At 70.7% G+C, this 26,556-nt stretch carries 21 protein-coding genes, 2 tRNA genes and 1 pseudogene; 17 read left to right on the top strand and 7 right to left on the bottom strand.

The features are described from left to right. Positions 1 to 30 precede the first annotated feature (30 nt). From B4U46_RS13300 to B4U46_RS13290, 3 genes are read right to left on the bottom strand one after another with little or no spacing between them, the layout of a single operon-like run. Positions 31 to 501 (bottom strand): DUF5949 family protein, encoded by a 471-nt coding sequence (locus B4U46_RS13300; protein WP_079427220.1) that lies wholly within the window; start codon positions 499 to 501, stop codon positions 31 to 33. Then, on the bottom strand, positions 495 to 917 hold the full coding sequence (locus B4U46_RS13295) for an ATP-binding protein (protein WP_079427218.1): 423 nt from the start codon (positions 915 to 917) through the stop codon (positions 495 to 497). Before B4U46_RS13295 ends, B4U46_RS13300 begins: the two co-directional genes overlap by 7 nt. Then, positions 910 to 1,368, bottom strand: a complete 459-nt coding sequence (locus B4U46_RS13290) for a hypothetical protein (protein ID WP_079427216.1) — start codon at positions 1,366 to 1,368, stop codon at positions 910 to 912. The genes B4U46_RS13295 and B4U46_RS13290 overlap by 8 nt, the downstream gene beginning before the upstream one ends. A 155-nt stretch (positions 1,369 to 1,523) precedes the next feature. Here B4U46_RS13290 and B4U46_RS13285 point away from each other — a divergent pair, with 155 nt between their 5' ends. The 4 genes from B4U46_RS13285 (at position 1,524) to B4U46_RS13270 (ending at position 5,199) form a co-directional block, all read left to right on the top strand. Further along, the gene (locus B4U46_RS13285; protein ID WP_079427214.1) at positions 1,524 to 2,627 is read left to right on the top strand and encodes a hypothetical protein; all 1,104 of its coding nucleotides are present in this window, start codon (positions 1,524 to 1,526) and stop codon (positions 2,625 to 2,627) included. A 16-nt stretch (positions 2,628 to 2,643) separates the two neighbouring features. Then, entirely contained in the window at positions 2,644 to 3,312 is a 669-nt protein-coding gene (locus tag B4U46_RS13280; RefSeq protein WP_079427212.1) for a YdcF family protein, read from the top strand. Next, on the top strand, positions 3,254 to 4,054 hold the full coding sequence (locus tag B4U46_RS13275; protein ID WP_079427210.1) for a WbqC family protein: 801 nt from the start codon (positions 3,254 to 3,256) through the stop codon (positions 4,052 to 4,054). The genes B4U46_RS13280 and B4U46_RS13275 overlap by 59 nt, the downstream gene beginning before the upstream one ends. Before the next feature lie 386 nt (positions 4,055 to 4,440). Beyond that, positions 4,441 to 5,199 carry a hypothetical protein gene (locus tag B4U46_RS13270; protein ID WP_079427208.1) on the top strand — a complete coding sequence of 253 codons (759 nt, stop codon included), beginning with the start codon at positions 4,441 to 4,443 and terminating at the stop codon, positions 5,197 to 5,199. A gap of 225 nt (positions 5,200 to 5,424) precedes the next feature. On the opposite strand, the gene B4U46_RS13265 is transcribed toward B4U46_RS13270, so the two are convergent. Next, positions 5,425 to 6,405, bottom strand: a complete 981-nt coding sequence (locus B4U46_RS13265) for an endonuclease/exonuclease/phosphatase family protein (RefSeq protein ID WP_237292845.1) — start codon at positions 6,403 to 6,405, stop codon at positions 5,425 to 5,427. A 208-nt stretch (positions 6,406 to 6,613) separates the two neighbouring features. Here B4U46_RS13265 and B4U46_RS36495 point away from each other — a divergent pair, with 208 nt between their 5' ends. From B4U46_RS36495 to B4U46_RS37345, 3 genes are all read left to right on the top strand, one after another. Continuing rightward, a complete protein-coding gene (locus B4U46_RS36495; RefSeq protein WP_185117280.1) occupies positions 6,614 to 6,754 on the top strand; it encodes a hypothetical protein in 141 nt (46 codons plus the stop codon). 188 nt (positions 6,755 to 6,942) lie between these two features. After that, the gene (locus B4U46_RS36490; RefSeq protein ID WP_107438260.1) at positions 6,943 to 8,862 is read left to right on the top strand and encodes an HD domain-containing protein; all 1,920 of its coding nucleotides are present in this window, start codon (positions 6,943 to 6,945) and stop codon (positions 8,860 to 8,862) included. 20 nt (positions 8,863 to 8,882) lie between these two features. Continuing rightward, positions 8,883 to 9,224 (top strand): hypothetical protein, encoded by a 342-nt coding sequence (locus B4U46_RS37345; RefSeq protein WP_123995667.1) that lies wholly within the window; start codon positions 8,883 to 8,885, stop codon positions 9,222 to 9,224. Positions 9,225 to 9,292: 68 nt separating this feature from the next. Here B4U46_RS37345 and B4U46_RS13255 read toward each other — a convergent pair whose 3' ends face one another. Beyond that, positions 9,293 to 9,484: a hypothetical protein gene (locus tag B4U46_RS13255; protein WP_079431734.1), complete on the bottom strand. Its 192-nt coding sequence runs from the start codon at positions 9,482 to 9,484 to the stop codon at positions 9,293 to 9,295. 149 nt (positions 9,485 to 9,633) lie between these two features. Here B4U46_RS13255 and B4U46_RS13250 point away from each other — a divergent pair, with 149 nt between their 5' ends. Both B4U46_RS13250 and B4U46_RS40615 read left to right on the top strand, forming a co-directional pair. Beyond that, on the top strand, positions 9,634 to 10,365 hold the full coding sequence (locus B4U46_RS13250) for a hypothetical protein (protein WP_079427204.1): 732 nt from the start codon (positions 9,634 to 9,636) through the stop codon (positions 10,363 to 10,365). Continuing rightward, positions 10,346 to 11,674 (top strand): annotated as a pseudogene (locus tag B4U46_RS40615) (peptidoglycan-binding protein); the annotation flags it as partial. The gene B4U46_RS13250 and the pseudogene B4U46_RS40615, both read left to right, overlap by 20 nt. A gap of 365 nt (positions 11,675 to 12,039) precedes the next feature. Here the strand turns inward: B4U46_RS40615 and B4U46_RS13235 are convergent. Beyond that, positions 12,040 to 12,113 (bottom strand) — tRNA-Lys (locus B4U46_RS13235). Positions 12,114 to 13,128: 1,015 nt separating this feature from the next. Here B4U46_RS13235 and B4U46_RS13225 point away from each other — a divergent pair. The 6 genes from B4U46_RS13225 to B4U46_RS13195 all read left to right on the top strand — a co-directional run bounded on the left by B4U46_RS13225 (position 13,129) and on the right by B4U46_RS13195 (position 22,210). Then, the gene (locus B4U46_RS13225; protein WP_420543156.1) at positions 13,129 to 14,070 is read left to right on the top strand and encodes a peptidoglycan-binding protein; all 942 of its coding nucleotides are present in this window, start codon (positions 13,129 to 13,131) and stop codon (positions 14,068 to 14,070) included. Between the two features lie 2,732 nt (positions 14,071 to 16,802). After that, the gene (locus B4U46_RS13215; RefSeq protein ID WP_237292841.1) at positions 16,803 to 18,452 is read left to right on the top strand and encodes an SPFH domain-containing protein; all 1,650 of its coding nucleotides are present in this window, start codon (positions 16,803 to 16,805) and stop codon (positions 18,450 to 18,452) included. Between the two features lie 378 nt (positions 18,453 to 18,830). Continuing rightward, a complete protein-coding gene (locus B4U46_RS13210) occupies positions 18,831 to 19,451 on the top strand; it encodes a lytic polysaccharide monooxygenase auxiliary activity family 9 protein (protein WP_079427198.1) in 621 nt (206 codons plus the stop codon). A 26-nt stretch (positions 19,452 to 19,477) separates the two neighbouring features. Next, positions 19,478 to 21,286: an AMP-binding protein gene (locus tag B4U46_RS13205; protein ID WP_079427196.1), complete on the top strand. Its 1,809-nt coding sequence runs from the start codon at positions 19,478 to 19,480 to the stop codon at positions 21,284 to 21,286. Positions 21,287 to 21,336: 50 nt separating this feature from the next. Next, on the top strand, positions 21,337 to 22,077 hold the full coding sequence (locus B4U46_RS13200; protein WP_123995666.1) for a hypothetical protein: 741 nt from the start codon (positions 21,337 to 21,339) through the stop codon (positions 22,075 to 22,077). A gap of 59 nt (positions 22,078 to 22,136) precedes the next feature. Beyond that, positions 22,137 to 22,210 (top strand) — tRNA-Lys (locus B4U46_RS13195). Positions 22,211 to 22,328: 118 nt separating this feature from the next. Here the strand turns inward: B4U46_RS13195 and B4U46_RS13190 are convergent. Further along, complete coding sequence (locus B4U46_RS13190) at positions 22,329 to 23,087, bottom strand: IclR family transcriptional regulator (protein WP_079427192.1); 759 nt, start codon at positions 23,085 to 23,087, stop codon at positions 22,329 to 22,331. Positions 23,088 to 23,335: 248 nt separating this feature from the next. Here B4U46_RS13190 and B4U46_RS13185 point away from each other — a divergent pair, with 248 nt between their 5' ends. Next, positions 23,336 to 24,532, top strand: a complete 1,197-nt coding sequence (locus tag B4U46_RS13185) for an LLM class flavin-dependent oxidoreductase (RefSeq protein WP_237292839.1) — start codon at positions 23,336 to 23,338, stop codon at positions 24,530 to 24,532. Between the two features lie 276 nt (positions 24,533 to 24,808). After that, the gene (locus B4U46_RS13180) at positions 24,809 to 26,500 is read left to right on the top strand and encodes a glycosyl hydrolase family 18 protein (RefSeq protein WP_079427190.1); all 1,692 of its coding nucleotides are present in this window, start codon (positions 24,809 to 24,811) and stop codon (positions 26,498 to 26,500) included. Positions 26,501 to 26,556: the final 56 nt, after the last annotated feature.

Here is a 26,556-nt window from a genome sequence, read left to right as displayed (position 1 = left end):
GAGATGGGGGCCGTGCATGGGGCCGGTGGTTCAGGCGGTGCGGGAGGTTCGGGCGAAGCCGAAGAGCAGCCGGTCGGCGGTGATCCCGGCGTCGAGGTAGGCGTCAACTCGGACGGCGTCGGCGGACTGGGTGAGCGGGTCCAGGCCGACGATCAGGGCGGCCCGGCCGCTGTCCTGGACCAAGCGGGTCCACTGGGGGTGGGCCGGCAGTCTCAGGCCCCAGCGGGCGCCGGGGAACTTCAGCAGGGACCGGGGTCCGATGGTCACGAGGGTGCCCTGGGTGTCGGGGACGGAGTCCTGGGCTCGGGCGAGGCCACCCAGGATCTGAGTGAGCTGCCGCATCCGGGCCTCGATCGCCTCGGGGGTGTCGTGGCTGGTCCGGCCGAGCCGGTGGGCGAGAAGTATGTGGGCGACCTGGCGTCCGTCCGGGGCAGTGCCTGGCCAGGTCCAGGCGCCGAGTGAGGACAGCAGCCCGGTGTCCGGGACGGTGCGGGTCAGCACGCTCGGGCCTGTCCGCCTGGCTGGCCCGCCTTGAACCGCGTCCAGACGATCTTGCCGCAGGGCCTGCGATCCTCGACGCCCCAGCCGTCGGCGAGCACTGCGACGATCCGTAGGCCCCGGCCAGCGATGTCGGTCTCGCCCTTATTCGAGATCTCGGGTTCGCGGCGGTGGCGGGGACGGCTGTCGTGCACTTCCAGGCGTACGAAATCCTCGTCGGCGTCCAGCCTCACCAGGAAGCCGTGCGCGGCGTCACTCCCGTGGACCAGAGCGTTCGAGGCCAGCTCGGAGACGCAGAGCCGGATGTCCTCGGCAGGGCTGTCGAGGCCCCAGGAACTCAGGGTGGTGACGGCGAAGTCCCGAGCGAGGCCGACCGACTCGGGCCGCGGGTCGAAGAACTTCTGCTTCGCATCAGGCATTGGGGCCTCGCGTCTCGGTGTCTAGGGCTGGGGTGGGAGCCGGGCCGAAGCGGCGGCGGACCGACGCCGGGCCCGGTCCGGTCGGGCCGTGGTCTGCCGGGCGGCGCCTGCCGGGTCCTCGGACCAGCAATAGCCGGGCGCCGGCCGCAGCGATCCGGGCCTGCCTCGGGGCGGCTATGTCCTTGGGGCCCAGGTGGGAGGCAGCGGGCAGGACGACGCCGTAGGTGTCGGGCAGTTCCAGGACGTCGATCAGGCCGGTGAACGCCGCCGACGGCTCGTTGCCGGTATCTCGTTCGGTGAACACCCCCGAGAGCGTCAGCTCGTGCTGGCGGCAGTACTCGGCCAGAGCCTCGTTCAGGGCCATCTGGCGGGCCGGGGAGACCCGGACCAGCCGCAGGTAGCCGTAAACGACCGGCCCGCTGACGCCGCGATGCTCGGTGAGGGGTTCCATGCTGATGTCCGTCCAAAGGTCCGGCGGTTGGTGTCATCGCTCAGCCTGGACCTGCTTCAACGCTGCGGAAATGACCGCCTGTTGTACTTCCGTTGCACTTGTGTCCCCCCGCTCGTGCGAGCCGTGCTTCGATGTCGGCAGGAAGGGAGCGACGTGTGGCGACCGTGCACCACTGGACCGGCCTGGAGGCCCGTGCCCTGCGTCTTGCGCTGCGGCTGAGCGTCCGATCGTTCGCCGGCCATCTCGGCATCGGCATCAGGACGATCTCCAAGTGGGAGAAGCTCCTGGCCGCGACCGAGCCCCGCCAGGACACCCAGGCGATCTTGGACACCGCTCTGGCTCGCGCGGATGCCGCCGCCCACCTCCGCTTCGAGACGTTCCTGTCTGAAGCCAGCCGGACCACCTCCGCTGCCAGTGCCCGCAGGGTGACCGTCAGCGGGCCGCTGGCCTGGGAGTACGAGTCGTGGACCGACGATCTCGACCGGGCCGTGGTGGCCCTGTCCCGGCAGGACTTCACCTTCGCCGAGAGTCTCATCCGCCGCTGGCTCGGACGGTTCAAGCCGACCGCTCTCGATGACAAGGGCCTGTATCTGTTCGCCCGCTCAACCGCCCTGCTGGGTGATCTCCAGCGCGACCGGGGGGCCGTGATCGGCCCGCTGTCGGCCCAGTACTCCTATGCCTCGGCGAAGTCTCTGTTCGGGCAGTTGGACATTCCTCGCCGGGTCGCCCAGCTCGACTTGTCTCTCGCAGTGGTCGCGGAGATGTCGGGGAGGCTGGAGATCGCGGCCCAGCAGTACGAATCCCTGGCCGTCGACGACCGGCTTTCCCGCCGTGACCGGGCCCGTGCCCGGCTGTGGGTGGGAACGGCCCTGAGCAAGGACGGCAACCACAGCTATGCCTCGCGCGTCATGCTCGCCGCGACCCGGGAGTTCGAGGATCTCGCCGAGCCCGAGGACTGGTCGGTGGCCCACCAGAAGCTCGCCTTGGCCCATCGCGGCGCCGGCGACCTGACGTCGGCCCTGCACTTCATCGGCATCGCCCGCAGCACGGCCGCCACCGACGCTCCGATGCAGCGGGTCCGCCTGGAAACCGCCCACGGGCACATCCTGCTGTCCGATCCCGCCACCCGCGATGATGGTCTTCACGTCCTCGACAAGGCGGCCAGACTGGCCGGGCAGTTCGGCCTCAGCCACCAGCTGGCCAGCATCGAGGGAATCAGGGCCATGAGCGAGGGGGCCGCCGGCCCCCGACGACGGTGACCAGGGAGAAGATCGCGTGACGGACAACCAGCAGACGATCACCGAGGACCAGTGGCGCAAGGCCAAGCTGATCTGGGACTACCACCAGATGAGCCACGACCTGGCCCCAGTGGATGTCGCCATCGGACTGGGCAGCCACGACCTCGGAGTCGCCGCCGCCTCCGCGGACCTCTATCACGCCGGCCTGTTCCCGGTAGTCGTGTTCACCGGTGGCAACAGCCCCACCACCCGGGCCCGCTTCCCCCGCGGGGAGGCCGTGCACTTCCGCGAGCACGCCCTCGAACTCGGCGTCCCCGACGACGCGATCCTCGTCGAGCCGAACGCCGCCAACACCGGCCAGAACATCACCCTCAGCCGCGAGCTCCTGGCCGGGAACGGCATCACGCCGAAGACCGTCCTGTTGGTCTCCAAGCCGTATATGGAGAGGCGATCGTTCGCCACCGCCCGCAAGCTGTGGCCCGAGGTCGAGATTGTCTGTGCCTCGGAGCCGCTCGAGCTGGACGACTACCTCAAGAGCATCGGCGACGAGAAGCTTGTCCTCGACATGCTCGTTGGCGATCTCCAGCGGGTGATCGAGTATCCGAAGAACGGGTTCGCCATCGCCCAGGATGTCCCGGAGGACGTGCATGACGCGTACGAATCCCTCATCCGCGACGGCTTCACCAGCCGCCTCATCGGCTCCTGACCTCCCCACGCCGGGCGGGCTGTGTGCCATCCACCAGCCCAACCTGTTCCCCCGGCTGACCACGCTGGCCAAGCTGTTCGCGGCGGACACCTGGATCGTCCTCGACGACGTCCAGTTCACCCGCCGCGACTACCAGCACCGCACCCGCCTCGCCGCTCTGGGAGTCCCGCAGGCGCCAGCGTCGCGGTGGATGTCTATCCCCACCCACCTTCCCCGAGGCCACCAGACAATCGTTCAAGACGCTCTGATCGTCGACCCTGACCTTGCCCGGCGCCGGACCATGGCCATGCTGAGGCAGTACTACGGAGCCAGCTTGCACTGGCCCGCCCTCGCCCAATCCCTGGAGCCAGTGGCGACCGCATTCGGTAGCGGCCGGACCGCTGTCGTCGCTGAAACCTCTGCCCGGACCCTCCTGGGCCTCCTCGGCTGGAAGGGTCAGATCCTCCGCAGTAGCGACCTGACGGCCCGGCCCGGCCGGTCCCAACGGCTCGCCGACCTCGCCGCCGCCATCGGTGCCCGCTCATATCTGTGCGGAACCGGCGGCATGAAATACCTCGACTCGGCCCCGTTCGCGGCCCAGGGTCTGGCCGTCATCCCGTTCCTGACCCCACCCGGCGGGATCTGGGGCTCCGGCCGACAGGTCAGTGCCCTGTGGGCCCTGGCGACGCTCGGCCCAACCGTCCTGGCGAGGCAGCTGCGGGCCGTCGCCGCGGCCCAGGCCACACTGGAGCCGGCCGCCTGAGCACGTTTCTCTGTACTTCCACCGTCCTTGAGGAGGGAGTGCAACTGAACGTCCGTGGCGATCAGAAAGCCGTCAAGGTAGCGACTGTGCATGGACGTTGAGCGTGCGGGGCCTCGTCGGCCCCGCACAACAGACGTACCCCAGCAGGTTGTGCAGGGTCGGCGCATCGCCGCGGACGGCGATGTCTGCCACCGCCAGGAACGCGATCACGATCACGAGCGCTCAAAGGGTCTCGCCGTGAACATCGCTGAATGGGATATAGGTGACGAGGCCGGGCTACCTACACACATGTGAGATGCGCCCCGGCCGCCTCATCAGGCCTGGCGACGGCTGCGAGCGTACGCTGAGAGGTGGAAGTACCTTCGGTGGCCCCAGAGGGAGACCTCATGTTCCACCTACCTCGCTTCCTCATTCTTCTTGTGGCATCCCTCTTCTGCGTGGGTGCTCTGACCACTGGCTGCGGCGGTGGAGGCGCAAGCAAAGGCGGGTCTGCCGTTGCTGAATGGCTTGCCCGTTACCAGAGCGTCTTCCCCCGGGCCAAGAACCTCACCGAGACGTACCACCCCGGCGAGCTAACTGAGTTGGGCACGCAGAAGAGGAGCCTGGACGAACTCCTGTCGACAGCACCCAAGGACCCGCCGGAGGAGGTCTCGGCCGCCATCGTCCAAGCGCAGGCCCTGGCGAACCGAATGGACGTGATCCGAACGGGTTCGACCCGGGAGGCCGACGCCGCGGCGGTGACGAACGCCGCCATCATCGGCCAGGGCAGTACCGACCCCACCACGTGGTCGCAGCTGCTGACTGACATGGACAAGGCCGCGGCAGAGGTCATCGAGGACGTCGCGTGCAGCGAAGCGTGGAGCCTACTGTCGAACAGTCAGAAGCAAAAAAACGGGGAAAGCACCGAGAGCTATGACCACGTGGGCGGCACACTGGAGGCTGTCCAGGGCAAGGCTGAGTCGATCCTTCGCCAGCACTGGGTCCTCCCCTCCTTGAATACGCTCATCAGCTGGGCGAAATACACACAAGGTACCTATGCGAAGGCTACGGAGATCGCGGGCTTCCTGAAGGGCGGCCACGTCACATCGGAGGACACCCGGGCCTATTACTACTACGCCCGCTACTGCCTGAAGCCCCCGGGATAGGCCGTGATCCTAGAGGCCATGATGAGCTCTACTCGCCCCTCGGCGAGGCGGTCCTCATACACCGAACGTTCCGCCTCCCGTGCGTCGCGGCACATCTCTCGGTGGCGGAACTGGTCCATCCATCGAACACTGGCGGCCACGGCCCGACAAGAAGTCGAGCTGACGCGGTTGAACACGCACAGCCAAGGGCCAGCACAGCTACCCGCTGTGCTGGCCCTGCTGTTCCTACAGGTTGAACTTCGCCACCACGGGTGAGTGGTCGGACGGCTTGTCGTGGGCCGCGGCCGGCTGGGCCTCCACGACGTTCGGCAGCTTCTCGTTGCCGGTGGAGACCTCCTGGAACTTGGCCAGCAGCGCGTGGCTGATCATGATGTGGTCGATCAGCTCGTGCTGGCCCTCGAAGATGCGGGAGAAGCCGCCCCGCTCCAGGATGTGCGGGGCCAGGTTCCACAGGCGGTTGGCGTCGCCCGGGTTGTCGGGGTGAGTGAAGCCGCCGGTGCCGATCTGCGAGCCTGGCGGGCCGTACAGGATCTGGGTGGTGGCGGCCTGCCACTCGTCGTTGAAGTCGCCCAGCACGATGACGTTGCGGTTCTTGCCGTCGCCCTGGAGCAGGTCGTCGGCCAGGCCACGCATGGTGACGGCCTCGGCCGTGCGGCGGAAGAGCGCGTAAGCCCCATAGCGGGCACGCAGATGCTCGTCGTGGGTGCTGTGCTGCTTGTTCGGGAACGTCAGCAGCTTCGACTTGAGGTGGCAGACGGCCACGCGGAGGCTCTGGCCGGGAGACGGCTCGACCCGGACGGCCAGACCGCCGCGCCCCATCTCGCTGGTGAGGGCGTCGTCGCCCTGGTCTTCGACCTGGATGGGGCGGAGGTGGTCCGGGAAGTCCTTGCGCTGCTGGACGTCGAGCAGAGGGAAGCGGCTGATGACGCCCACGCGGATGCCGCGGGGGTCCGGGTGGTTCGACAGGGCGGTGTGCCACGTGCCCGGCAGCTTGGCCACCAGGTCGTCCAGAGCCTCCTGGCTGCCAACCTCCTGCACGCCGAGCAGGTCCGGCCCGAGCTCGGTGATGACGCCGGCCAAGGCCTCGACCTTGGCGTCGTAGGTCGCTTGGTCCTTGGCGGCGCACCTGTTGGGGTTGGGCGTGCTGCCAGGTGGCAGCGGTCGGCAGAAGTTCTCTACGTTCCAGGTCCCGATGATCAAGTTCACTGCTGCTCCCGTCGCCGTTGACCAGGTCGCGAACTAGTCTTTCGGGCGCATCCGAACGGGCTCGATACGCCGGGTGGACGCGCCTGCACGTTCACTCATCGGCAGCAGTTGTCGGACGAGTCAGGGAGGAATGGGTGTCAGGCGGCATCGCGGTGGCGTTCGACATCCGCTGACCGGCCGATCAATGGCCTACCTAGCGTGTGAGGTCGTGTCTGGCACGGCCACCGTTGCTGCTCCCCACGAGGTGGCGGAGCTCGCCTGGATCACCCACGCCGAGATCGCCGAGTACGTGCCGTACGGGCTGTTCGATCCGGTGCAGGCACACCTCGATGACGTTCTGCACAAGTAGGGCAGCTGATGGGGTCGGTGCCAACACCGACGAGCGAGATGCTGCCGTTGCCAGCCTGGAGCACATCGATCGAAGTTGCGAGGGGCACCTGGGAAGCAGAGCATTGAAGAGCCCAGGATTGCCCCAGACGGCCGGTAAGCAACAGCTCGCACTCAGTCTGTCATCACGCGGCGGTACGTGGAGGCGTCATGAACGCCATAATGCGTGAACGGCTTATACGAGACCCCGTGCACGGCTACGTACGAATACCGACATCTCTTCTTCGAGTCGTCGACGATCCGCTCGTTCAGAGGCTTCGCCGTATTGCGCAAAACTCGCTTGCTACCGCTGTCTATCCGACGATGAGTGGCAGCCGATTTGAACACTCTCTCGGGGCTATGCATCTGGCGCGCCTTGCCTGGGACAGTGCCTGGCGAAATGCAACTCCAGACACTCGCGAAAAGTTCTCCCAAGCCGTAGCTCTGGAGGTGCCCGAAGCTCCAGATGATCAAGGCGAGTTTAGAGCTTTCATAAGCGATGCCGTAGGCTGCGTCGGATTGCTGCATGATATTGGCCATCCGCCGTTTTCGCACGCGCTTGAACCGCTAATATCGTCGATTGTCGAACAGGCAATAAATGGTGATGATAGCGAGCAAACCCAGCAACTTCTACTTAGGGAACCCCAGGAGCATGAGATCGCCGGCTGGGTGATTACACGGCAGATTGTCCATCGAGCTCTATCTGGTGCACTAAAAGAAGCCGTTCTTCGGATCTACGAAACTTCCGAATTGCAGCCCAGCTGGGCCGGCTGCTTGCACGGCCTCGTAGCCGGGGAACTCGACGTGGATCGACTCGACTACCTGCTGCGCGACGCACAGCGCGCGGGGACGGAATTTGGCGCAATTGACTGCCTACGGCTCGTTGACAACTTCGAGCTCAAGTGCCGGTTCACTGAGTGGCGGATGGGATTGCGCCCGCACGCCTTGTCCGCAGCCGAAACACTCCTCTTCCAGCGCCTGCAATCGTATCGTTGGATGCTATTCCACCCTTGGGTTGTGGCTTCGAATCTTTTCCTCCTGCGAGGGCTCCAAATCCTTATAGATCTGACTTCGTCCCAGACGAAGATCACTCAAGAAGCGGGAGGCGAGGAGAGATCGTCCATAAGAGTGGGCGACCTCTTTGAGGAGGTCCGGTCGGATCTAAACTACCTGACACCCTCCGAGCCGGACTTCGGCTCTATTTTCGACGGTTCAGCAGGTAACAGCATTCCCGACCTGGCGGATTACTTCACCGGGACTACAGCAGCCTCTCCGGCGTGGGGAATAAGGAGGCAGGCGAGCCTGGATGATGCAGCAGTTCTTGAATGGCTCAAGCGTGGCACCCTGCGAGCGCACTTCTTGGCTTCGCACGGGAAAATCCAAGGGGATGAGGCACAGCTAGCTAAGAAGCTAATCGCTTATTACGACGCCGTGATCTTCAGAAGGAAGGCATTCATACCCGTCTGGAAGAATTGGGCAGAATATGCGACCATCTCGAAATGCCTTACAAGCGACGAGTTCCCCATCAATCTCCAGCTGCTGACCAAGCGCGTCTTCGAGGAGCTACAGCGCGAACTCGAAGGCGCCAGTCCTGCGGCCCGAGAGTTCCATGAGATTCTGCGGCGGCGGGCAGAGGGTCACATCAATCAGGGCGATTGGACAGGTCTGCTTAATTTTGTATCAGAATATGCCATACAAAATAACGAGTGCGCCGTCGGAAATGCACTGGGACTCCAGGCTTCGAGCATTCTCGACGACTCCATTCCCGGCTTCTGGGAACTAAAGTTCGTCGATTTTCGTGCCCTTAAGCAGGAGGAATCTGGAGCAGTTTTCTTCGATGGAGATGAGACGGTATCCCTCACTGCGGCAAGCCCCCTCGCCAGGGCGCTCAACACGGCTAGCGAAGGGAGGATCAAGCTATTTGCATTCTTTGTCACTCTGGCGGAAAATGATCTTGACGGATTTGATCAACGTCGAGAGGTGATCAAAGAGTTGCAAAAAAGTTTTGTTGAGTACTTCCCGCTGGCCATAGCTGGGTACTATCGTGGGGCGCTCCTCAAGGAGATTCAGTGGAAGGCTGACGATCACTAGTAGAACGCGAGGGATCGTGCATGAGCGTTGAGGATGTACGCAAGGGGGAGTTCGATAACTTTCCAGGCGCGGACGGCCAAAATGCCCCTCCGCTGATTATCGCCGTGGCAATTCGGGTGCCCATTGTCCTGGAGATATTTAAGGCAGCTCCGGATCAAAAGATTCACATCGGCGAGCTAGAGAACCGCGTGATCGGTGTTCTCATAGCTCGCGGGCACGAGGGTGTTGGGGTGAGCATAAGAGATGTCATCGCCAACATGCGAGAGGATTCTCTTGTTGATTATAGCGCGGAGGACCGCCTCGTGAGCCTCACGCCCGACGGTAAAGATCTTCTGAGAAGGCTCCAGAATCCTTCCAATTGAATAACTTGCGCAATCAGCTGCGCAAGGGCTCTAAGTGAAATACTTGGGGCCTTTTTCCTGCTTGCTGCCTACCCGATCCCTAGTAGCGCTAGCAGCGGCGCGGTCGGCACTCGCCACGTCGAGCCGATCCGCAGGACGGGCACCGGAAACTCGCTGCGACGAGCCAGCTCGAACGCCCGCGTTCGCCCGATCCCCAATGCCTTGCCGGCCGTGACCAGGTCTGTGATGGCCGGTAGCCGCAGCAGCTCTTCTCGGGTCATGCCGCCCATAGGGGCTCACCTCATCGCTGGTTGATGCTCTGACTTCAGAGCGCATGATGCCCCAACTTGTACCGAATGAAACGCTCTGGCCTGCGAGCAGATGAAGGCGTACTGTGGATGGCTCCAGCTGCGATCTACCGAGGTGATCCATGGAGCCCACGGCATTGCCCCTGCGAGACGTGCTGGCCGCCGGCCTCAAGCAGGTCCGGCAGCAGCGTGGCCTGCGCCAGGAGGAAGCCGCGGCCCGCATCCGGCAGCAGGGGCTCACCTCGTGGATTCGGGGCACCGTGGCGCAGGCTGAGGTCGGGGCACGGCGCTTCTCCATCGAGGAGCTGTTGCTGCTAGCGCTGGCCCTGGACGCTTCCCCGGCTGACTTCATCACCAGCCCGGACGATCAGCTGGTTGAGCTGGCTCCGGGGGCCCACCTGACGGCGGCGGCCCTGCGGGCACTGCTGTCGGGCGACCGGACCACCCTGCGCAGGCTCAGTCCGAAGACTGCGGCCACGCCGAGCGTCGAGCCGAACCTGGTATCTGAGCTGCTGGATGAGGCCCGGCGGTCGGGCCTGGATGACCCGGTCCTGATCGAGCGAGCGGTCGCGGCCGTCAGCGACGCCGAGCGGCACGTAGCGCGCAAGGTCGGCACGACGCCGGAGTGGGTCAACCTGGTGGCGCTATCGCGCTGGGAACGGACCTGGTCGGAGGAACGGGACCGACGGTTGGCGGGTCGGGCCGCCGAGGCGACGCCACGTCAACTCCAGGCTATGCGTGGCCACATCACCCGCGAGTTGCTGACTGAACTGGAAGACGATCTGAAGGCGGGGGCGAGCCCGGACTCCGAAGAGTCCGAGAAGAAGGCAAGCCATGAAGGGCACCACCTATAAGCGCTGCAAGTGCCGGGCCCGCTTCAACGCGGTCGGTCGGAAGCTTGCCTGCACCAAGAAGCACGGCACCTGGTCGTACGTCGTGGATCTGCCGCTGACGGACGCAGGCCGGCAGGAGCACGGCCGCCAGCAGCTCACCCGAGGGGGCTTCGCCACCCAGCGCGAGGCCACCGACGAACTCCACCAGGCCATCCGGCTGCTCGCCATCCCCGAGACCGACGACGACGCCGGACGGCTCGACATCCTGGCGACCATCCGCGAGCACTACCGCAGCTTCCAGCGGTTGCCGGACTTCGCCGAGACGAAGCGGCGGTTCGGCGCGGGGTTGTCGCTCTCCCTGCGGCAGAGCGTCGGGGAGTGGCTGGACGAGTGGCTGAGAGCCAAGCGCAAGCTGGCCGCCAATACCCGCCGCTCGTACGCCGGGCACATCGAGCAGCGGCTCAAGCCGTACCTGGGCGACATTGACCTGGAGAAGCTGCGGGCCAGCCACATCCGCAGTGCCTACGACGCCATCGTGGCCACCACCGCCGAGACCCCGCGGCCAGTCGGTCCGGCGACCCTGGCGCGCATCCACGCCACCTTGCGCGCAGCGCTCAACGCGGCCAAGCGGCAGCACCGCATCGTGGACAACCCCGCCCTGTTCGTGGAGATCGACGCGGCGCCGCGGCCCAAGCCAGTGCTGTGGACCGAGCAGCGGGTCATCGAGTGGCTGGCCACCGGTCGCCGGCCCAAGGTGGCGGTGTGGCGGCCGGAGCAGATCGGGGCGTTTCTCGACCTCGTAGCCGCTGACCGGCTCTACGCCTATTACCACCTGCTCGTCTTCCGAGGGCTGCGCCGGGGTGAGGGCATCGGGCTGCCGTGGACTGACGTCGATCTGGAGGCCGGAGCGCTGGCCGTCGAGTGGCAGATCATCCAGGTTGGCTGGGCCACAGCCGTCACCCGGCCCAAGGACGACAGTGGCGGCGTGGTGGCGCTCGACTCGGTGACGGTCGACATCCTGCGGGCCCATCGTGCCCGGCAGGCAGCCGAACGGCTGGCGCTGGGCCCGGCCTGGAGTGACACGGTCCACGTCTTCACCACCGAGGACGGCAAGCCGCTTCACCCCGACTACGTCAGCCGCCACTTCGTGCGGCTGGTGCAGCGAGCCAACACCCTGCGAGTCGGGGACATCGGCCAGGCGGTGGCCGACGTCCAGCGGGCGCTCGGCTTCACCGAATCCGGCATCTTCGATGACGACCTACGCCGGGCGGTCTTCGACTTTCAGCGTGAGCACGGGCTCACGGCCAACGGCATCGTGGACCCCCACACCTGGTATCTCCTGACCCCGGACGAACCGCTGCGGCCGTATCCGCATCCGGGCTACCTGCCGCCCATCCGGCTCCACGACCTGCGCCATGGGGCCGCGACGCTGGCACTGGCCGCCGGGGGAGACATGAAGGTGATCTCAGCCATGCTCAGGCACTCGACCATCCAGATCACGGCGGACACCTACACCTCGGTCCTGCCGGAGGTTGCCCGCGAGAACGCTGAGGCTTCAGTGGCGCTGGTGCCGCAGCCCCAGCCCGTGCGAGCGGGCGGCGGCGCGGTTAGCCCCTCGCTAGCACCACGCCTCAGGAACGCGAAAGGCCGTTCTCCCCGAAGGGAGAACGGCCTCGTCAGGCGATTGCCTCGCTGTGCGCCGCCAGGGACTCGAACCCCGGACCCGCTGATTAAGAGTCAGCTGCTCTAACCAACTGAGCTAGCGGCGCTTGCTGACAGGGAAAACTCTACCCCACTGGCGGGGGTGCTCGTGACCAGCCGCGCCCGCGTTGTCCGATTAACCCATGTTTGAGGGGTTTTTCGTGCACGATATGTCTGGGCCGAACCGCATCTGACGCTCCGTCGGGTACGGCTGCGGCCCGGACCGACGACGAACAGGAGCGATCGGCCCTGATCAGGGGACCCCTCAGGACTGATCAGGACCGATCAGGGGAGTGGACGGAACCGCATGACGACGCAGCCTCCGGTGCATGTGCAGATGCCGATGCCTGTCTTCGAGGAGTACGAGCCCGCCGGCGACTGCGCCTGCCCCGGCTGCGCCCAGCGCCGCAGGGCCCTCGCCCGCGGGCGGGCCATAGCGCTGCGCGACGCCGGGCTGCCGGCCGTACGCGGAGCCCGCCGTGCGCTGGTGCTGGCCACGGCGGCCGGGGTGGTCCTGGGCGGCGGCGGCCAGGCGGCCGCCCACCACGCCACCCCGCCGCCCCCCGCCCCACGGACCCGCTACCGCCCCTGGCGCGCGCGGCGACCCCGGCGCCCTCGGCCCGCCCCGCGCACGCGGGCGGGCGGGCGAACCCGGCCGACACCCGGCACGAGGCCGCTGACCCGCAAGCGGCTGCTGCGCCGCACGAGGCCGCTGCCCCGCACGCGGGCGGTACCCGGGACTCGGCCGGCACCCCCCACCAGGCCCCCACCCTGCACTCGGCCGACACCCCGCAGCAGGCCCCCACCACACGCGCGGCCGACCCCGCCACCCGCGCGGCCGCCTCCGCCCATGAGGCCGGTCCCGCCCACGAGGCCGCCCCTGCCCATGAGGCCGGTCCCGGTCCGTCGGCCCGGGACACGCCGGGCAGCCCGCAGGGCGGCCGGGCCCCGCTGCACGGCCGCCCGCGCCCCCCGGCCTCCGGGCCGGCACGGCCGGGCGCGCCGTCCCTCGCGCGGCGCATCGACCGGGCCACGATCATCAACCGGGCGAAGCTGTGGCTGGAGGCGCAGGTCCCGTACAGCATGTCCGAGTACTGGACGGACGGATACCGGCAGGACTGCTCGGGATACGTCTCCATGGCCTGGAACCTCGGTACGAACGAGTGGACCGGCAGCCTCGACACCTTCGCCACGAAGATCACGAAGGAAGAGCTCCTGCCCGGCGACATGCTCCTCTTCCACAACCCCGCGGACCCCAACAAGGGCTCGCACGTGGTCCTCTTCGGCGGCTGGGTCGACGAGACGCACACGCACTACATCGCCTACGAGCAGACCCCGCCGGTCACACGGCGGCTGGCCACGCCGTACGGGTACTGGAACAACGCGGCCAAGTACGTCCCGTACCGGTTCAACGGGGTGACCGGCGGGATCCTCCCGGGCGACTCGGTGCCGCCCGCGCAGCAGCCCACGGTCACCTTCCCCGGAGCGTCCAAGTTCGGCCCCGGCGCCGACAACAAGTACGTCGCCGAGCTGGGGCGGATGCTGATCGACCGCGGCGCCCTGCGGTTCTACCCCAACGGGCCGAGCACCAAGTGGAGCGAGGCCGACCGGCAGGCCACGGAGGCGTTCCAGCTGGCGCAGGGCTGGACGGGCGCCGACGCGGACGGCATCCCGGGTCCGGACACCTGGCGGCTGCTGGTCCAGCACCAGGGCGCGGACATCGTGCCGACGGGCCGTACGACGCCCCCGCCGCCCCCGCCGGCCCCCCGCCCGGGCCCGGCCGGGGTCCCGGCCTACCCCGGCCCTAGGGCCTTCCGCCCGGGCCAGTCCCACCTGGCGATCGTCGCGATGGGGCGGCAGTTGGTGAGGAAGGGCTTCGGCAAGTACTACACGGCCGGCCCGGGCCAGACCTGGACCGAGGCAGACCGCCGCAACGTCGAGGCCTTCCAGCGCGCGCAGGGCTGGCGCGGCGCCATGGCCGACGGCTACCCGGGCCCGGAAACCTGGCGCCGGCTGTTCGCATGACGGAGGCAACGATGTACCCCACCCGCACCACGTCCACGACGGGCACCTTCCACCCCGCCCCACCCTCCGCCACCACCCCCCACCACGCGACACCGCCCGGACCGCTGCCGACACCGACCGCCACCGCGCGGCCCCGTCACGACGATCCGCCGCCGGCGTCCCGTCCCAGGGCGGCGATCCCGGCCGAGGCGGAGGGCGTGGCCGCCGGGCGGCCCGGTGAGCTTCCGTCGGTGCCCCTGCCCGGGGCCATGGCTCCGGCCGGGTCCGGCGCAGCGGGGGTCGCCGCCGGGCGAGCCCGAGACGGCGAGCTGCCGCCGGTGGCCCGTCCCGGGGCTGCGGTCCGGGCCGAGGCGGAGGGCGTGGCCGCCGGGCGGCCCGGTGAGCTTCCGTCGGTGCCCCTGCCCGGGGCCATGGCTCCGGCCGGGTCCGGCGCAGCGGGGGTCGCCGCCGGGCGAGCCCGTGACGGCGAGCTGCCGCCGGTGGCCCGTCCCGGGGCTGCGGTCCCGGCCGAGGTGGAGGGCGCTGCCGCCGGGCGGCCCGGTGGGCTTCCGTCGGTGTCCCGGCCTGGGGTCATGGCCTCGTCCGGGTCCGGCGGGTTTTCTGCTCCGGCCGACGTGGCGGGGGTTTCCGTCGGGCGGGCCCGTGACGGCGAGCTGGCGTCGGTGTCCCGGCCCGGGGAGGCGATCCGGGCCGAGGTGGAGGGCGTTGCCGCCGGGCGGGCCGGTGAGCTTCCGTCGGTGTCCCGGGCCGGGGCCATGGCTTCGGCCGGGTCCGGCGGGTTTTCTGCTCCGGCCGGGGTGGCGGGGGTCGCCGCCGGGCGGCCCGGCGACGGTGAGTTGCCCCCTGTGCTCCGCCCCGTAGCTGCCCCGGAGACATCGACGGCTGCGGCTGCCCCGCCGCGTCCGCCCGAGCCGAGCCCCGAGTGGCAGGCGGCGCGCGGGGTGGCGTCCGCTCAGGCCGCATCCGTGGACGTGGCGCCTTCGGCTGAGGCCGCAGCCACCCCACGGGCCGGAGTCGCCCGCCTGGACAGGACGACGACAGCCCCGGCCGCCACGCCCCATCAGCCGGTGCCGGCCGGTGCGTTGCCGACGGCGTCCCGGCCGGCCGGTACCGCGCCGGACGGGGCGGTACCGGCCGCCGCCCGGTCCGCGTCGCCGCTCACTGCCCCTGCCGGAGGCCCCTCCGCCCCGCAGGCCGACACCCCACGGCCTCGTGTCGTTGCGCCGACCTGGGCTCCGGACCCGACGCGGGTGGTCCGGGTCGGCGACGCAGCCCGGCAGGCACCGCGCCGTACCGCCGGACCTGCCGCCGAGACCCGTACCGGAGACTCCGGCCCGCGGCCGGTGGCGTCGGCCAGGGGCACGGCAGAGCGCCCGACGGGAGCCACCCGCTTCACCTCCGGCCCCGCCGCCCCGGCCCTGACGCCCCGCTCGGAGCCTCAGTCCGCCGTGTCCGCCGCTGCGGCCGCGCACCCGGCCGGGCCGGCCGTGGCGGCCGCCTCGGAGTCCTTGTCGGGGTCGACGGCTGCCAGGCACCCTGCCGGTGCGGACCTGCCGGTCCAGGTGGCGCACCCGGCCGGTGGCCCGGCGGCCCCCGTCACCGCGGAGCCCTCGACCGGTCTGGCTGCGTCCGAGGCTCCGGCCCGGCCCGCTGTCGGGGAGCCCGCGCCTTCGGCGCGCACTTCCGCCGCGTCGTCTTCGCCCAGGGGTACGGCGCCTCGGGAGTCCGCCCCCGGATACCCCGCCGCGACGGACCCGGTGGCCCACGCGGGCCGGAGTGTGGAACTTCCGTCCCACCTCGGGGAGGCCGGAGACCCGACACGTCCGCAGGCTCCGGCCCCGGCAGGGGCGGGACCCCACCCGGCCCGGGCCGGGGCGATGGCGCCCGCACGGGCCGGCACGACGCCCGACCAGGCGCCCGACCCGGTTCTCGGAACCCGCCCCGAGGCCTCAGCGGCCTCATCCCGCACGGGTCACGTCGCCCCCGTGACCTCGCCGCAAGCTGGTCAGGAGGCTCCTGCGACCTCGCCGCGAGCCGGTGAGGAAGCCTCTGTGTCCCGGCTCGGTCAGCAGGCTCCTCTGTCCTCTTCCCGTGCGGGCCACGAGGGCCCCGAGCCCCCGCCCGGGGCTGGTCAGGAGATTCCTGTGTCCTCGCCCCGGGCTGGTCAGGAGGCCCGTTTGTCGTCTTCCCGTGTGGGTCAGGAGGGCCCCGTGACTTCACCCCGGACCGGTGAGGAGGCTTCTGTGTCCTCGGCCCGGGCCGGTCAGGAGGCCCGTTTGTCGTCCTTCCGCGTGGGTCAGGAGGACCCCGTGACCTCGGCCCGGGCCGGTCAGGAGGCTCCTGTGACCTCGGCGGGTCAGGAGAACCATCTGCCCTCGTCCCGCGCCGGTTACGAGGCCCCCGTGACCTCCCCCCGGACTGGTCACCCAGCCGACACCGACCCCGCCCGCGAACCCACGACCACCCCCACCCCGGCCCGGACGGCCGACCCTGCGTCGGAGTCGACTACCGCTGCCCGGACGCCCGCACCGCCGGCGGTAGCCGCGGCCGGGCGCCCCACGGAGTCGCCCGCCGGGACCCGAACCGCCCTACACGCGCCGGAGGATGCCGTCGACGAGAGGCTGAGGGTCCCGGCCCGCGCGGGTGCCGGAGAGCCGGAGCACCCGACCGCTCCGGCCCCGCGCACCGAGCCGCACCCCCACGCCCTGCGCGCGGAGCCACCGCGCCCGGCCGTGCCCGCTCCCCACGCCGAGCCGCAACCCACCACCGCCCGCCCCGACTTCCAGCCCGCCACCACCCGGACGGAGCCCCGTCCCGCCACCGCCCGCACGGAGCGGCAGCCCCGGGTCACGCCCGCCGCCCGCACCGCCCCGCAGCCCCACGCCGCCCGCGCGGAGCAGGAGCCCGCGATCGCCCCGGCCCGCACGGGCCCGCAGGGCCACGTCACCCGGGCAGAGCCCCAAGGTCCGGACGCCGCCACTGCTGGCAGCGCCGGGGACGGCCACGCCCCTCACCCGGCCCCGCAGCCCCCGGCCGAGCCGACGCCCCCCGTGCCCGAGGCCCCCACCGCGCCCCAGCACCCCGCAGGGATCCCGCATCCGCAAGGGGCCGGGGTGCCCGGGCCCGGGGTGGCCGAGGTCGTCGCGCAGGCCGTCGCGCGGGGGATCGAGGGAGGACGGGAAGGGGCACGGGGGGAGACCGCCGCAGGCCCCCTCGCACGACGCGCGCCCGTGCGCGGGGCCGCCGTTATCGAGGTTCCGGTCCATCTGCCCTTCCGGGGCCAGCCCATGACCCCCGAAACCACGACCACGACCGGGCCCGGGACCACGGCCGGGGCCGCGAACGGGACCACGACCGGGCTCGGGACCGCGACCAAGACCGGGGCGACGACCACGACCACCACCATGGCCGGGGCCAAGACCACCGCCGCCCTCACCCCCCGCCCCGCCGAGCGTGCGGCGGCGGCCGGGCGGCGGGTGCCCCTTGGGGACGAGCGGTTGCGCGAGCACCGGGGGCCCGTGCTGCCCGGGTGGATCGCCGTCGTCGTCGGCGCCCTCGCCCTCACCGGCTGCGCGGCCGTGCTGTGGCGCGCCGGGGTCGTCCCCGCCGCCCTCGTCGCCGCCTTCGGGGTGCCGCCCCGCCCCTACCACGGGCTCCGCGCCACCCACTGGCCCCCGCTCGCCTTCCTCGGCGTCGTCACCCTCCTCGCCCTCGGCGGCCTCGGCCGCGCCAGGGCCGGCCACGCCTGGGTGCTCACCCTCTTCGGCAGCTACCGCGGCACCGTCCGCCGTACCGGCCTGACCTGGATCAGCCCCCTGCTGCTGCGCCGCCGCGTGGACGTGCGGCTGCGGCACTGGCGCAGCGAGCCCATGCCCGCCGTCGACTCCGGCGGCCTTGCCCTCCAGGTGGTCGTCCAGGTCGTCTGGCAGGTCCGGGACACCGCCCGGGCCACCCTCGCCGTCGAGGACCACATCGACTACCTCGCCGAGCAGGTCGAGTCGGCCACGGCCCGCGTCCTGTCCCGGCTCCCGGCCGACGCCTTCCACGACGACGCCCCGACCCTGCGCGACGCCGAGGCCGTCGGCGAGGCGCTGACCCGGACCCTCGCCGCCGAGACCGAGGCGATCGGCATCGAGGTGTTCTCCGCGCAGCCCACCCGCATCGAGTACGCCCCGGAGGTGGCCGAGGCGATGCGCCGCCGCCGGATCGCGGCGATCGACGCCAAGCACCGTGACACCGTCCTCACCGCCGTCGTGGACGCCGTGGACGACACGGTGCACCGGCTCACCTCGCGCGGGATCGTCGAGCTGGACGACTACGAGCGCAAGGCGCTCGTGAAGGACCTCACCGTCGCCTTCTACACCGGCAGGTCCGATCAATAACCGCCACAACCGCGCTCAACAGCGCTCAAAGGGAGAACGGGTGGCCGGTAATGACCGGACCACCCGTTTTCGCATGGGGATGGACAGGGCCAACTGCCGTCAATACTGTGGGACTTGGTCTAGACCTAGCTCTCCCCACCCGTGGCCCGCCCCCGTACCCGCACCCCAGCCCCGCGCCCGCCCCCACGCAAGCGCACGCACGCACACGAGCGCACGCACACGAGCGCACGCACACGAGCGCACGCACACGAGCGCACGCACACGAGCACGCACAAGAGCGCGCGCACCGGCAGCCGCACGACTACGCACACGGGGCAGCCGCACCACCGCGCACACGAGCCCCGCCAGGCTCTCCCCCCACACCCAAGGAGCAGCAACATGCGTCCCTTCCGCATACCCGGAATACCCGGCCGCGCCGCCGGCGCCACCGCGCTCGGCGCCGTCCTCCTCGCCGGCGCGACCCTGATCACCGCCCCCGTCGCCAGCGGCCACGGCTACACCGACACCCCCATCAGCCGCCAGAAGCTCTGCGCCAACAAGACCGTCCCCGACTGCGGCCCCATCCAGTGGGAGCCGCAGAGCGTCGAGGGCTACAAGGGCTTCCCGGCGGCCGGCCCCGCCGACGGCCAGATCTGTTCCGGCGGCCACAGCGAGTTCGCCCAGCTCGACGACCCCCGCGGCGGAACCTGGCCCGCGACCCGCGTGGCCTCCGGCCAGAGCTTCGACTTCCGCTGGCAGTTCACCGCCAACCACTCCACCACCGACTTCAAGTACTACGTCACCAAGAACGGCTGGGACCCCACCAAGCCCCTCACCCGCGCCTCCCTCGACTCCCAGCCCTTCCTCGTCGTCCCCTACAACGGCGCCCGCCCGGACATGACCACCATCCACCACGGCGCCATGCCCAGCGGCAAGACCGGCCGGCACATGATCCTCGCCGTCTGGACCGTCAACGACACCGCGATGGCCTTCTACGCCTGCTCCGACGTTCAGTTCTGACGCAACGTCAGTTACCCTCCGGCGGCATGCGGACGACGACGACCACCATCACCGACCCCGAACCCGAACCCGAACCCGACCCCGCACCCGCCCCCGGAACCGTCGCGGAGCTCATCGCGCGCCAGTGGGGCGACCACCGGCCCGGGCTGAAGTACGGCGCGGAGGCCGGCCCCGGGGCCACCCGGACGCCGGCCACCGTCCTCACCCGCCACCGCACCGCCCAGGAGGCGGCCGCCCGCGCCGCGCTCCTCACCGACCTCCTGCCGCCGGGGGCGGAGCCGCACGTGGGGGTGCTGCTCGACAACACCCCCGAGTTCCCCTTCTGGCTCGGCGCGGCGGCCCTCGCCGGGGCCGCCGTCGCCGGGATCAACCCCACCCGCCGCGGCCCCGAGCTGGCCCGCGACATCCTCCACACCGACTGCCGCCTCCTCGTCACCGAGCCCGCCCACCTCCCGCTCCTGCGCGGCCTCGACCTGCCCGGCGTACGGATCCTCGTCACCGGCACCGAGGAGTACGAGGCCCTGCTCGCCCCCTACGCCGCCGCCAAGCCCGGCGAGGCCCACGTCCGCCCCGGCGGCCCCCGCCCCGACAGCCGGCTGCTCCTCTACTTCACCTCCGGCTCCACCGGCGCCCCCAAGGCCGCCATCTGCAGCCAGGGCCGCCTCGCCGCCGCGGGCCACTCCCTCGCCCGCCGGTTCCGCGTCACCCCCGACGACGTCCACTACGTCTGCATGCCCCTCTTCCACGGCAACGCCGTCATGGCCTGCTGGCTGCCCGCCGTCGTCGCCGGCGCCCCCGTCGCCCTGCGCCGCCGCTTCTCCGCCTCCGCGTTCCTGGACGACGTGCGCGGCTACGGGGCCACCTATTTCACCTACGTCGGCCGTGCCGTCCAGTACCTCCTCGCCACCGACCCGCGCCCCGACGACCGCGAGCACACCCTGCGCCTCGGCTTCGGCACCGAGGCCGGGGCCGTGGACGCGGCCCGCTTCGCCGAGCGGTTCGGGGTCCGGCTGGTCGAGGGGTACGGGGCCACCGAGGGCGGCGCCTCGATCCTGGGGACACCTCCCGGCGGTAGCGGGGGGAACACCCCCGACACCCCGCCGGGCGCCCTCGGCCGGGCCGGCGCGGGCGACGACCTGGCCGTCGTCGATCCGGAGACGGGCCGCGAATGCCCCCCGGCCCTCCTGGACGCGCGCGGCCGCCTGCGCAACGGCGACGAGGCCATAGGCGAGCTGGTCAACCGCGGCCGCAGCCACTTCGAGGGCTACTGGCGCAACCCCGAGGCCGAGGCCGCCCGCACCCGCTCGGCGCACCCCCGGACGGAGCCCGGGGGAGACTGGTACTGGACCGGCGACCTGTTCTTCCGGGACCCCGACGGCTTCCTCTACTTCGCGGGCCGCGCGGACGACCGGCTGCGCGTCGACAGCGAGAACCTGGCCGCCGCGATGATCGAGAACATCCTGGCCCGCTGGGAGGCCGCGACGGCCGTCGCCGTGTACGCGGTCCCGGACGAGGTGGCGGGGGACCAGGTGATGGCCGCCGTGGCCCTGCGCGAGGGCGCGTCCTTCGACCCGGGGGCCTTCGCCGCGTTCCTCGCCGCCCAGCCGGACCTGGGGACGAAGATGGCCCCGCGCTACGTGCGGATCCTCGACGCGATGCCCGTCACGGCGACGAACAAGGTCCACCGGGCCGGCCTGCGCCGGGCCGGGTTCCTGTGCCCCGAACCCGTCTGGCACCGAGTCGCCGGCGTCTACCGCCCGCTCGACGGGCCGGCCCTGGAGGCGCTGCTCTCGACGTACGAGGACCAGGGGCGCCGGGACCTGCTGGAGCGCTGAACGGAACCGGAGGCGCCGCGCGGCCCTCTTCCCTGGGGAGGGGGGTTCCCATGACGACCACACCACCCGCCACACCACCCGCCACACCACCCGCAACGCCACCCGCCACACCACCCGCCGCGCCGTCGGCCGCGAAGGCCTGGGCGGCCGCGGCGGCCCTGGTCCTCAGCCTGGCCCTGGCGGCCTGCGGGACGCACGTGACGGGCCGGGCGGCCCCGCCGCCCGGCCCGCTCCCGGCCGCCACGACCTGCGGCCCGGCCGCCGCGGACCTCCCGACGGAGGACCGCACCGCCACGGCCCCCGAGCCCCCCACCGACGAGGACCCGGGCACCCCCCAGCCCCCCACCGACGAGGACACGGGCACCCCCGGCCCGCCCACCGACGAGGACTCCGGCAGCCCCCAGCCCCCCACCGACCAGGACCCCGGCACCCCCGGCCCTCCCATCGACGGCGGTGGCGCGGCGCCCGCCGGCTCCGCCCGCCCCTGCCCGGTGGTGGACGGCTGGTACGACATGACCGGCGACCTCGGCGCCTACTACGCCCGCCACCGCACCCGCGCCGACTCGCTCATGCCGCCCGGCAGCCTCAAGGAGGTCCGGGTCCGCAAGACGGGCGGGACCTCCGAGGCCCGGGTCGTCTTCACCACCGGCTCCGTCGGCAAGGGCCTCGGCGAGGACGCCCGCCGGGTCGCGCAGGTCTTCGCGGACTGGCGCCACGAGGTCTACGGGGACACCGGCACCGTCCGGGTCCGCACCCCCGACGGGACCGAGATCGCGGCCCTCTCCTGGTGACCGCGCGGATCTGGTTTGGAGCACCCCTCGGGACCAGGTAGTATTTTCTCTGTCAGCAAGCGCCGCTAGCTCAGTTGGTTAGAGCAGCTGACTCTTAATCAGCGGGTCCGGGGTTCGAGTCCCTGGCGGCGCACCTGATCTTCGGGCGGTTTCCGGTTCACCGGGAACCGCCCGAAGTGCTTTCCGAACCGGGGTGGCAGGCCCCCGGGTCACAGCGCGCAACGCCCTCCCCGCCCCCGTCCGCCCGTCCCTCAGAGCGTGAGCGACAGCAGCAGCGGCGCGGCCTTCCGGTTCAGCTCGTCGGCGGCGGCGCGCAACCGGTGCGCGTGCTCGACGGGCATGGACAGGGCCAGGCAGCCCACGGCCGCCCCGGCCGTGATCGGCACCGCCGCGCAGACCGTGCCCACGGCGTACTCCTGGAGGTCCAGCACGGGCACGGTGGCCGGCTGGCTGTCCAGCTTCGAGAACAGGATCCGCTCGTTCACGATCGTCTTCGACGTCAGCCGGGCGATCTTGTGCCGGGACAGGTGGTCGCGCCGCCCGTTCTGGTCGAGCTGGGTGAGCAGGCACTTGCCGACCGCGCTGGCGTGCGCCGCCGAGCGGAAGTCGACCCACTCGTGCACCTTGGGGGTGCGCGGACTGTCCGCGAACTGCGTGATCCGGACCTCGCCGTCCACGTAGCGGCTGATGTAGACGGCCGCGCCCACCGAGTCGCGCAGCCGGTCCAGGGTGTCCTGGAGCTTCTCCTGGAGGGCTTGCTGGCGGTCGGACCCGGACCCGAGCAGGACGAGGGAGTCCCCTATGGCGTAGGCGCCGTCGGAGACCTGGAGCACGTACCCTTCCCGGCGCAGCATGAGCAGCATCGGGGTGAGATGGACCGCGGGCAGGCCGGTCTCACGCGCGATCTGTACGTCGGTCACACCGCCGGTGTGCCGCGAGATCGTTTCGAGTACGCGCAGGGCGTACTGCACCGAGTGGAACGGCGCGGTCGGCTCGGGCTTCAGCGCCACGGTTTCCCCCTACCAGGTTGTTACCGCTTGCTCTACCACGATAGCCATCAAGGAGCCCGTGTGGAGCGTCTGTTGAGGAGATTGATGGCTTAATCAAGCTCCTCTGGCCTGGTCTATTCGCGTGGCATATGCCACGGTCATGGACCTGCGCCGGTCTGCCGGGAATGCCCGGCGGCCGCTCCCCGTTCCCCTTCTCCGTACGGGCGCCCGGCGGGGCGTACCAGCCGGACGGAACGGGAGCGACGACGATGAGCGACACCGAGGCCACGGGCCCTGGGGCAACGGCCCCCGAGGGTACGGGACCCCACGCCACGGGACCCCACGCCACGGGACCCACCGCCACGGGACCCACCGCCCCCGCCGCGCCGGAGGCCGCCGCGGCCGGCCCCGTCCGCGGGGTCGTCCGGGGTTCGGCGCCGGTGCCGCTGTCCGTCCTCGACCTGGTCACCGTCGGCAGCGGCAGCACCGCCCGCGCCTCCCTGCGCACCAGCGTGGAGATATCCCGGCTCGCCGAGTCCCGCGGCTACCACCGCCACTGGGTCGCCGAGCACCACTCCATGCCCGGGGTCGCCAGCTCCTCCCCGGCGGTGATCCTGGCCCACCTCGCCGCGCACACCTCCCGCATCCGCCTCGGCTCGGGCGGGGTCATGCTGCCCAACCACGCGCCGCTGGCCGTCGCCGAGCAGTTCGGCACCCTCGAAGCCCTGGCCCCGGGCCGGGTCGACCTCGGGCTGGGCCGGGCGCCGGGCACCGACCCCCGCACGGCCGCCGCGCTGCGCGGGCCCGGACGGCTGGACGAGGCGGCGGACGAGTTCCCCCGGCGGCTCGCGGAACTGACCCGCTTCCTCGACGACGACTTCCCCGACGGGCACCCGTACGCCCGCGTGCACGCCGTGCCCGGCCCGGTGCAGGGGCCCGCCGCCCGGCCCCCGATCTGGCTCCTGGGCTCGTCCGGTTTCAGCGCGCGCCTGGCGGGGGAGCTCGGACTGCCGTTCGCCTACGCCCACCACTTCTCCGCCGCCGGCACCCTGCCCGCCCTGGACCTCTACCGGCAGAGCTTCCGGCCCTCGGCCGTGCTGGACGCCCCGTACGCCCTGATCGGGGTGTCGGCGCTCGCCGCCGACACCGGGGCGCAGGCCCGCGCGCAGGTGCTCACCGGTGCGCTGTCGATGCTCCGGCTGCGCAGCGGCCGGCCCGGGCTGGTCCCGACGCCGGAGGAGGCGGCCGCGTACCCGTTCTCGCCGCTGGAGCGGGAGTTCGTGGACGGCTGGCTCGCGAACATCGTCCACGGCACCCCCGACGAGGTCCGCTCGGGCCTCGACGCGCTGGTGGAGCGGACGGGCGCGGACGAGCTGATGCTGACCGCGAACGCGCACGGCGGGGCGGCCCGGCTGCGCTCGTACGAGCTCGTCGCAGATGCGTACAGCATGCCCGTGACCGCCTAGTTCCGGGCTCGATTCCAACCGGACGCAGGAGAACGGGGTTTGGCTGGTTTGTTGCCGAAAGCTTGCCGGAGCATGACCTAAGGCATCCTTAAACCGCTCGTCACCCGGGGTGGCGGGCGGTTCCTGCTGTGCGCCCGTGCCTCTGACGAGGGGATTTACCCGCTCAGTGGTCTAGTCCTTATTTGGTCCAAACCATTGACTGGGGTGTGTCGTGATCGCTATCACTTCTCTCACCCGAAGCTGATGCCCTCCCCTCCCACCCCCCGGAGGCAGTTCATGCACATCCGTAAACCCCTCGTCGCGGCCGCCGCCACGGCCGCGCTGGCGGCCGGGGCGCTGGCCGCCTTCGCGGGAATCGGCACCGCCCAGGCCGCCGCCACGGCCACCGCCGCCGGAACCGCCGCCGGCGGCGTGCGGATCGCCTACTACGACCAGTGGAGCGTGTACGGCAACGCGTTCTACCCCAAGCACCTGGACACCCGGGGCATCGCGGGCAAGCTCGACGTCATCAACTACTCGTTCGGCAACATCCACCCCACCGACCTCACCTGTTTCGAGGCGAACAAGGCGGCCGGGGACGACAACAACCCCAACGCCGGTGACGGGGCGGGCGACTCGTACGCCGACTACAGCAAGTCCTTCGGCGCGGCCGACAGCGTCAGCGGGGTCGCCGACAAGTGGGACCAGCCGATCGTGGGCGTCTTCAACCAGTTCAAGCAGCTGAAGGCGAAGTACCCCAACCTGAAGATCAACATATCGATCGGCGGCTGGACCTACTCCAAGTACTTCAGCGACGCGGCGAAGACCGACGCCTCCCGCAAGAAGTTCGTGTCCTCCTGCATCGACCAGTACATCAAGGGCAACCTCCCCAAGGCCGACGGCTACGGCGGCCCCGGCGCGGCGGCCGGCATCTTCGACGGCATCGACATCGACTGGGAGTACCCGGGCTCCTCCGGCGGCCACCTCGGCAACCACTACGCCCCCGAGGACAAGCAGAACTTCACCCTGCTGCTCAAGGAGTTCCGCGACCAGCTCGACGCCTACGGCCAGGCCAACGGCGGCAAGAAGTACCTGCTGACCGCGGCCCTCCCGGCCGGCCAGGACAAGATCAAGTACATCGAGACGGACAAGATCGGTTCGTACCTCGACTACGCGAACATCATGACGTACGACATGCACGGCGCCTGGGACGGCGACGGGCCGACCTACCACCAGTCCCCGCTGCTGGACTCGCCCGCCGACCCGACCGACCCGATCGCGCCCGGCACCCAGAAGTACGGCATCAAGAACGCCATCGACTCCTGGCTCGACGGCAACCCGGCCTACGGCATCGCGGGCGGCTTCCCCGCGAGCAAGCTGACCCTGGGCTACGAGTTCTACTACCGCGGCTGGAAGGGCGTCCCCGCCGGCACCGCCAACGGCCTCGGCCAGACCGCCACCGGCCCCTCGGGCGCCCGCCCCACCTCCCAGCAGGCCGGCATCGCCAACTACAAGGAACTCGGCGGCATCGTCGACAACCCGGCGACCACCTTCTGGGACGACCAGGCCAAGGCCTCGTACTTCTACAAGGACGGCGAGTTCTTCACCGGCCTGAACCAGAAGTCCATCCAGGCCCGGGTCGACTACGGCAAGAGCCGCGGCCTGGCCGGCGCGATGATGTACTCCCTGCTCGGCCTGGACGACAAGACCACCCTGCTGAACCAGATCAACGACGCCCTCGGCGGCGCCACCACGCCCCCCACCACCCCGCCGACGACCCCGCCCACCACCCCGCCCACGACGCCCCCGACCACCCCGCCCGGCACCGGCTGCGGCAGCACCCCGGCGTACGTCGCGGGCCAGGTCTACACCGGCGGCAGCGAGGTCGCGTACAACGGCCACAAGTGGAAGGCCCAGTGGTGGACGCAGAACGAGGTGCCCGGCACCACCGGTGAATGGGGCGTCTGGAAGGACCTCGGCGCCTGCTGATCCCCCCACCCGGCGCCGAGCGCCGTCCGCCCCCGCGCCCCTCCCGGGCCGGGGGC

Origin of the sequence: Streptomyces katrae (genome assembly GCF_002028425.1) — a bacterium.
Lineage (GTDB): Bacteria > Actinomycetota > Actinomycetes > Streptomycetales > Streptomycetaceae > Streptomyces > Streptomyces katrae_A.
This window is presented reverse-complemented; position numbering and strand designations above follow the sequence as displayed.

Coding starts and splice junctions, on each gene's coding strand:
- B4U46_RS13290 (WP_079427216.1), bottom strand. CDS start 1,368: ATGGAACCCCTCACCGAGCATCGCGGCGTCAGCGGGCCGGTCGTTTAC.
- B4U46_RS13255 (WP_079431734.1), bottom strand. CDS start 9,484: ATGACCCGAGAAGAGCTGCTGCGGCTACCGGCCATCACAGACCTGGTC.
- B4U46_RS37345 (WP_123995667.1), top strand. CDS start 8,883: ATGAGCGTTGAGGATGTACGCAAGGGGGAGTTCGATAACTTTCCAGGC.
- B4U46_RS13210 (WP_079427198.1), top strand. CDS start 18,831: ATGCGTCCCTTCCGCATACCCGGAATACCCGGCCGCGCCGCCGGCGCC.
- B4U46_RS13185 (WP_237292839.1), top strand. CDS start 23,336: ATGAGCGACACCGAGGCCACGGGCCCTGGGGCAACGGCCCCCGAGGGT.
- B4U46_RS13180 (WP_079427190.1), top strand. CDS start 24,809: ATGCACATCCGTAAACCCCTCGTCGCGGCCGCCGCCACGGCCGCGCTG.
- B4U46_RS13225 (WP_420543156.1), top strand. CDS start 13,129: ATGTCCGAGTACTGGACGGACGGATACCGGCAGGACTGCTCGGGATAC.
- B4U46_RS13295 (WP_079427218.1), bottom strand. CDS start 917: ATGCCTGATGCGAAGCAGAAGTTCTTCGACCCGCGGCCCGAGTCGGTC.
- B4U46_RS13275 (WP_079427210.1), top strand. CDS start 3,254: ATGACGCGTACGAATCCCTCATCCGCGACGGCTTCACCAGCCGCCTCA.
- B4U46_RS13270 (WP_079427208.1), top strand. CDS start 4,441: ATGTTCCACCTACCTCGCTTCCTCATTCTTCTTGTGGCATCCCTCTTC.
- B4U46_RS36490 (WP_107438260.1), top strand. CDS start 6,943: ATGAACGCCATAATGCGTGAACGGCTTATACGAGACCCCGTGCACGGC.
- B4U46_RS13205 (WP_079427196.1), top strand. CDS start 19,478: ATGCGGACGACGACGACCACCATCACCGACCCCGAACCCGAACCCGAA.
- B4U46_RS13250 (WP_079427204.1), top strand. CDS start 9,634: ATGGAGCCCACGGCATTGCCCCTGCGAGACGTGCTGGCCGCCGGCCTC.
- B4U46_RS13200 (WP_123995666.1), top strand. CDS start 21,337: ATGACGACCACACCACCCGCCACACCACCCGCCACACCACCCGCAACG.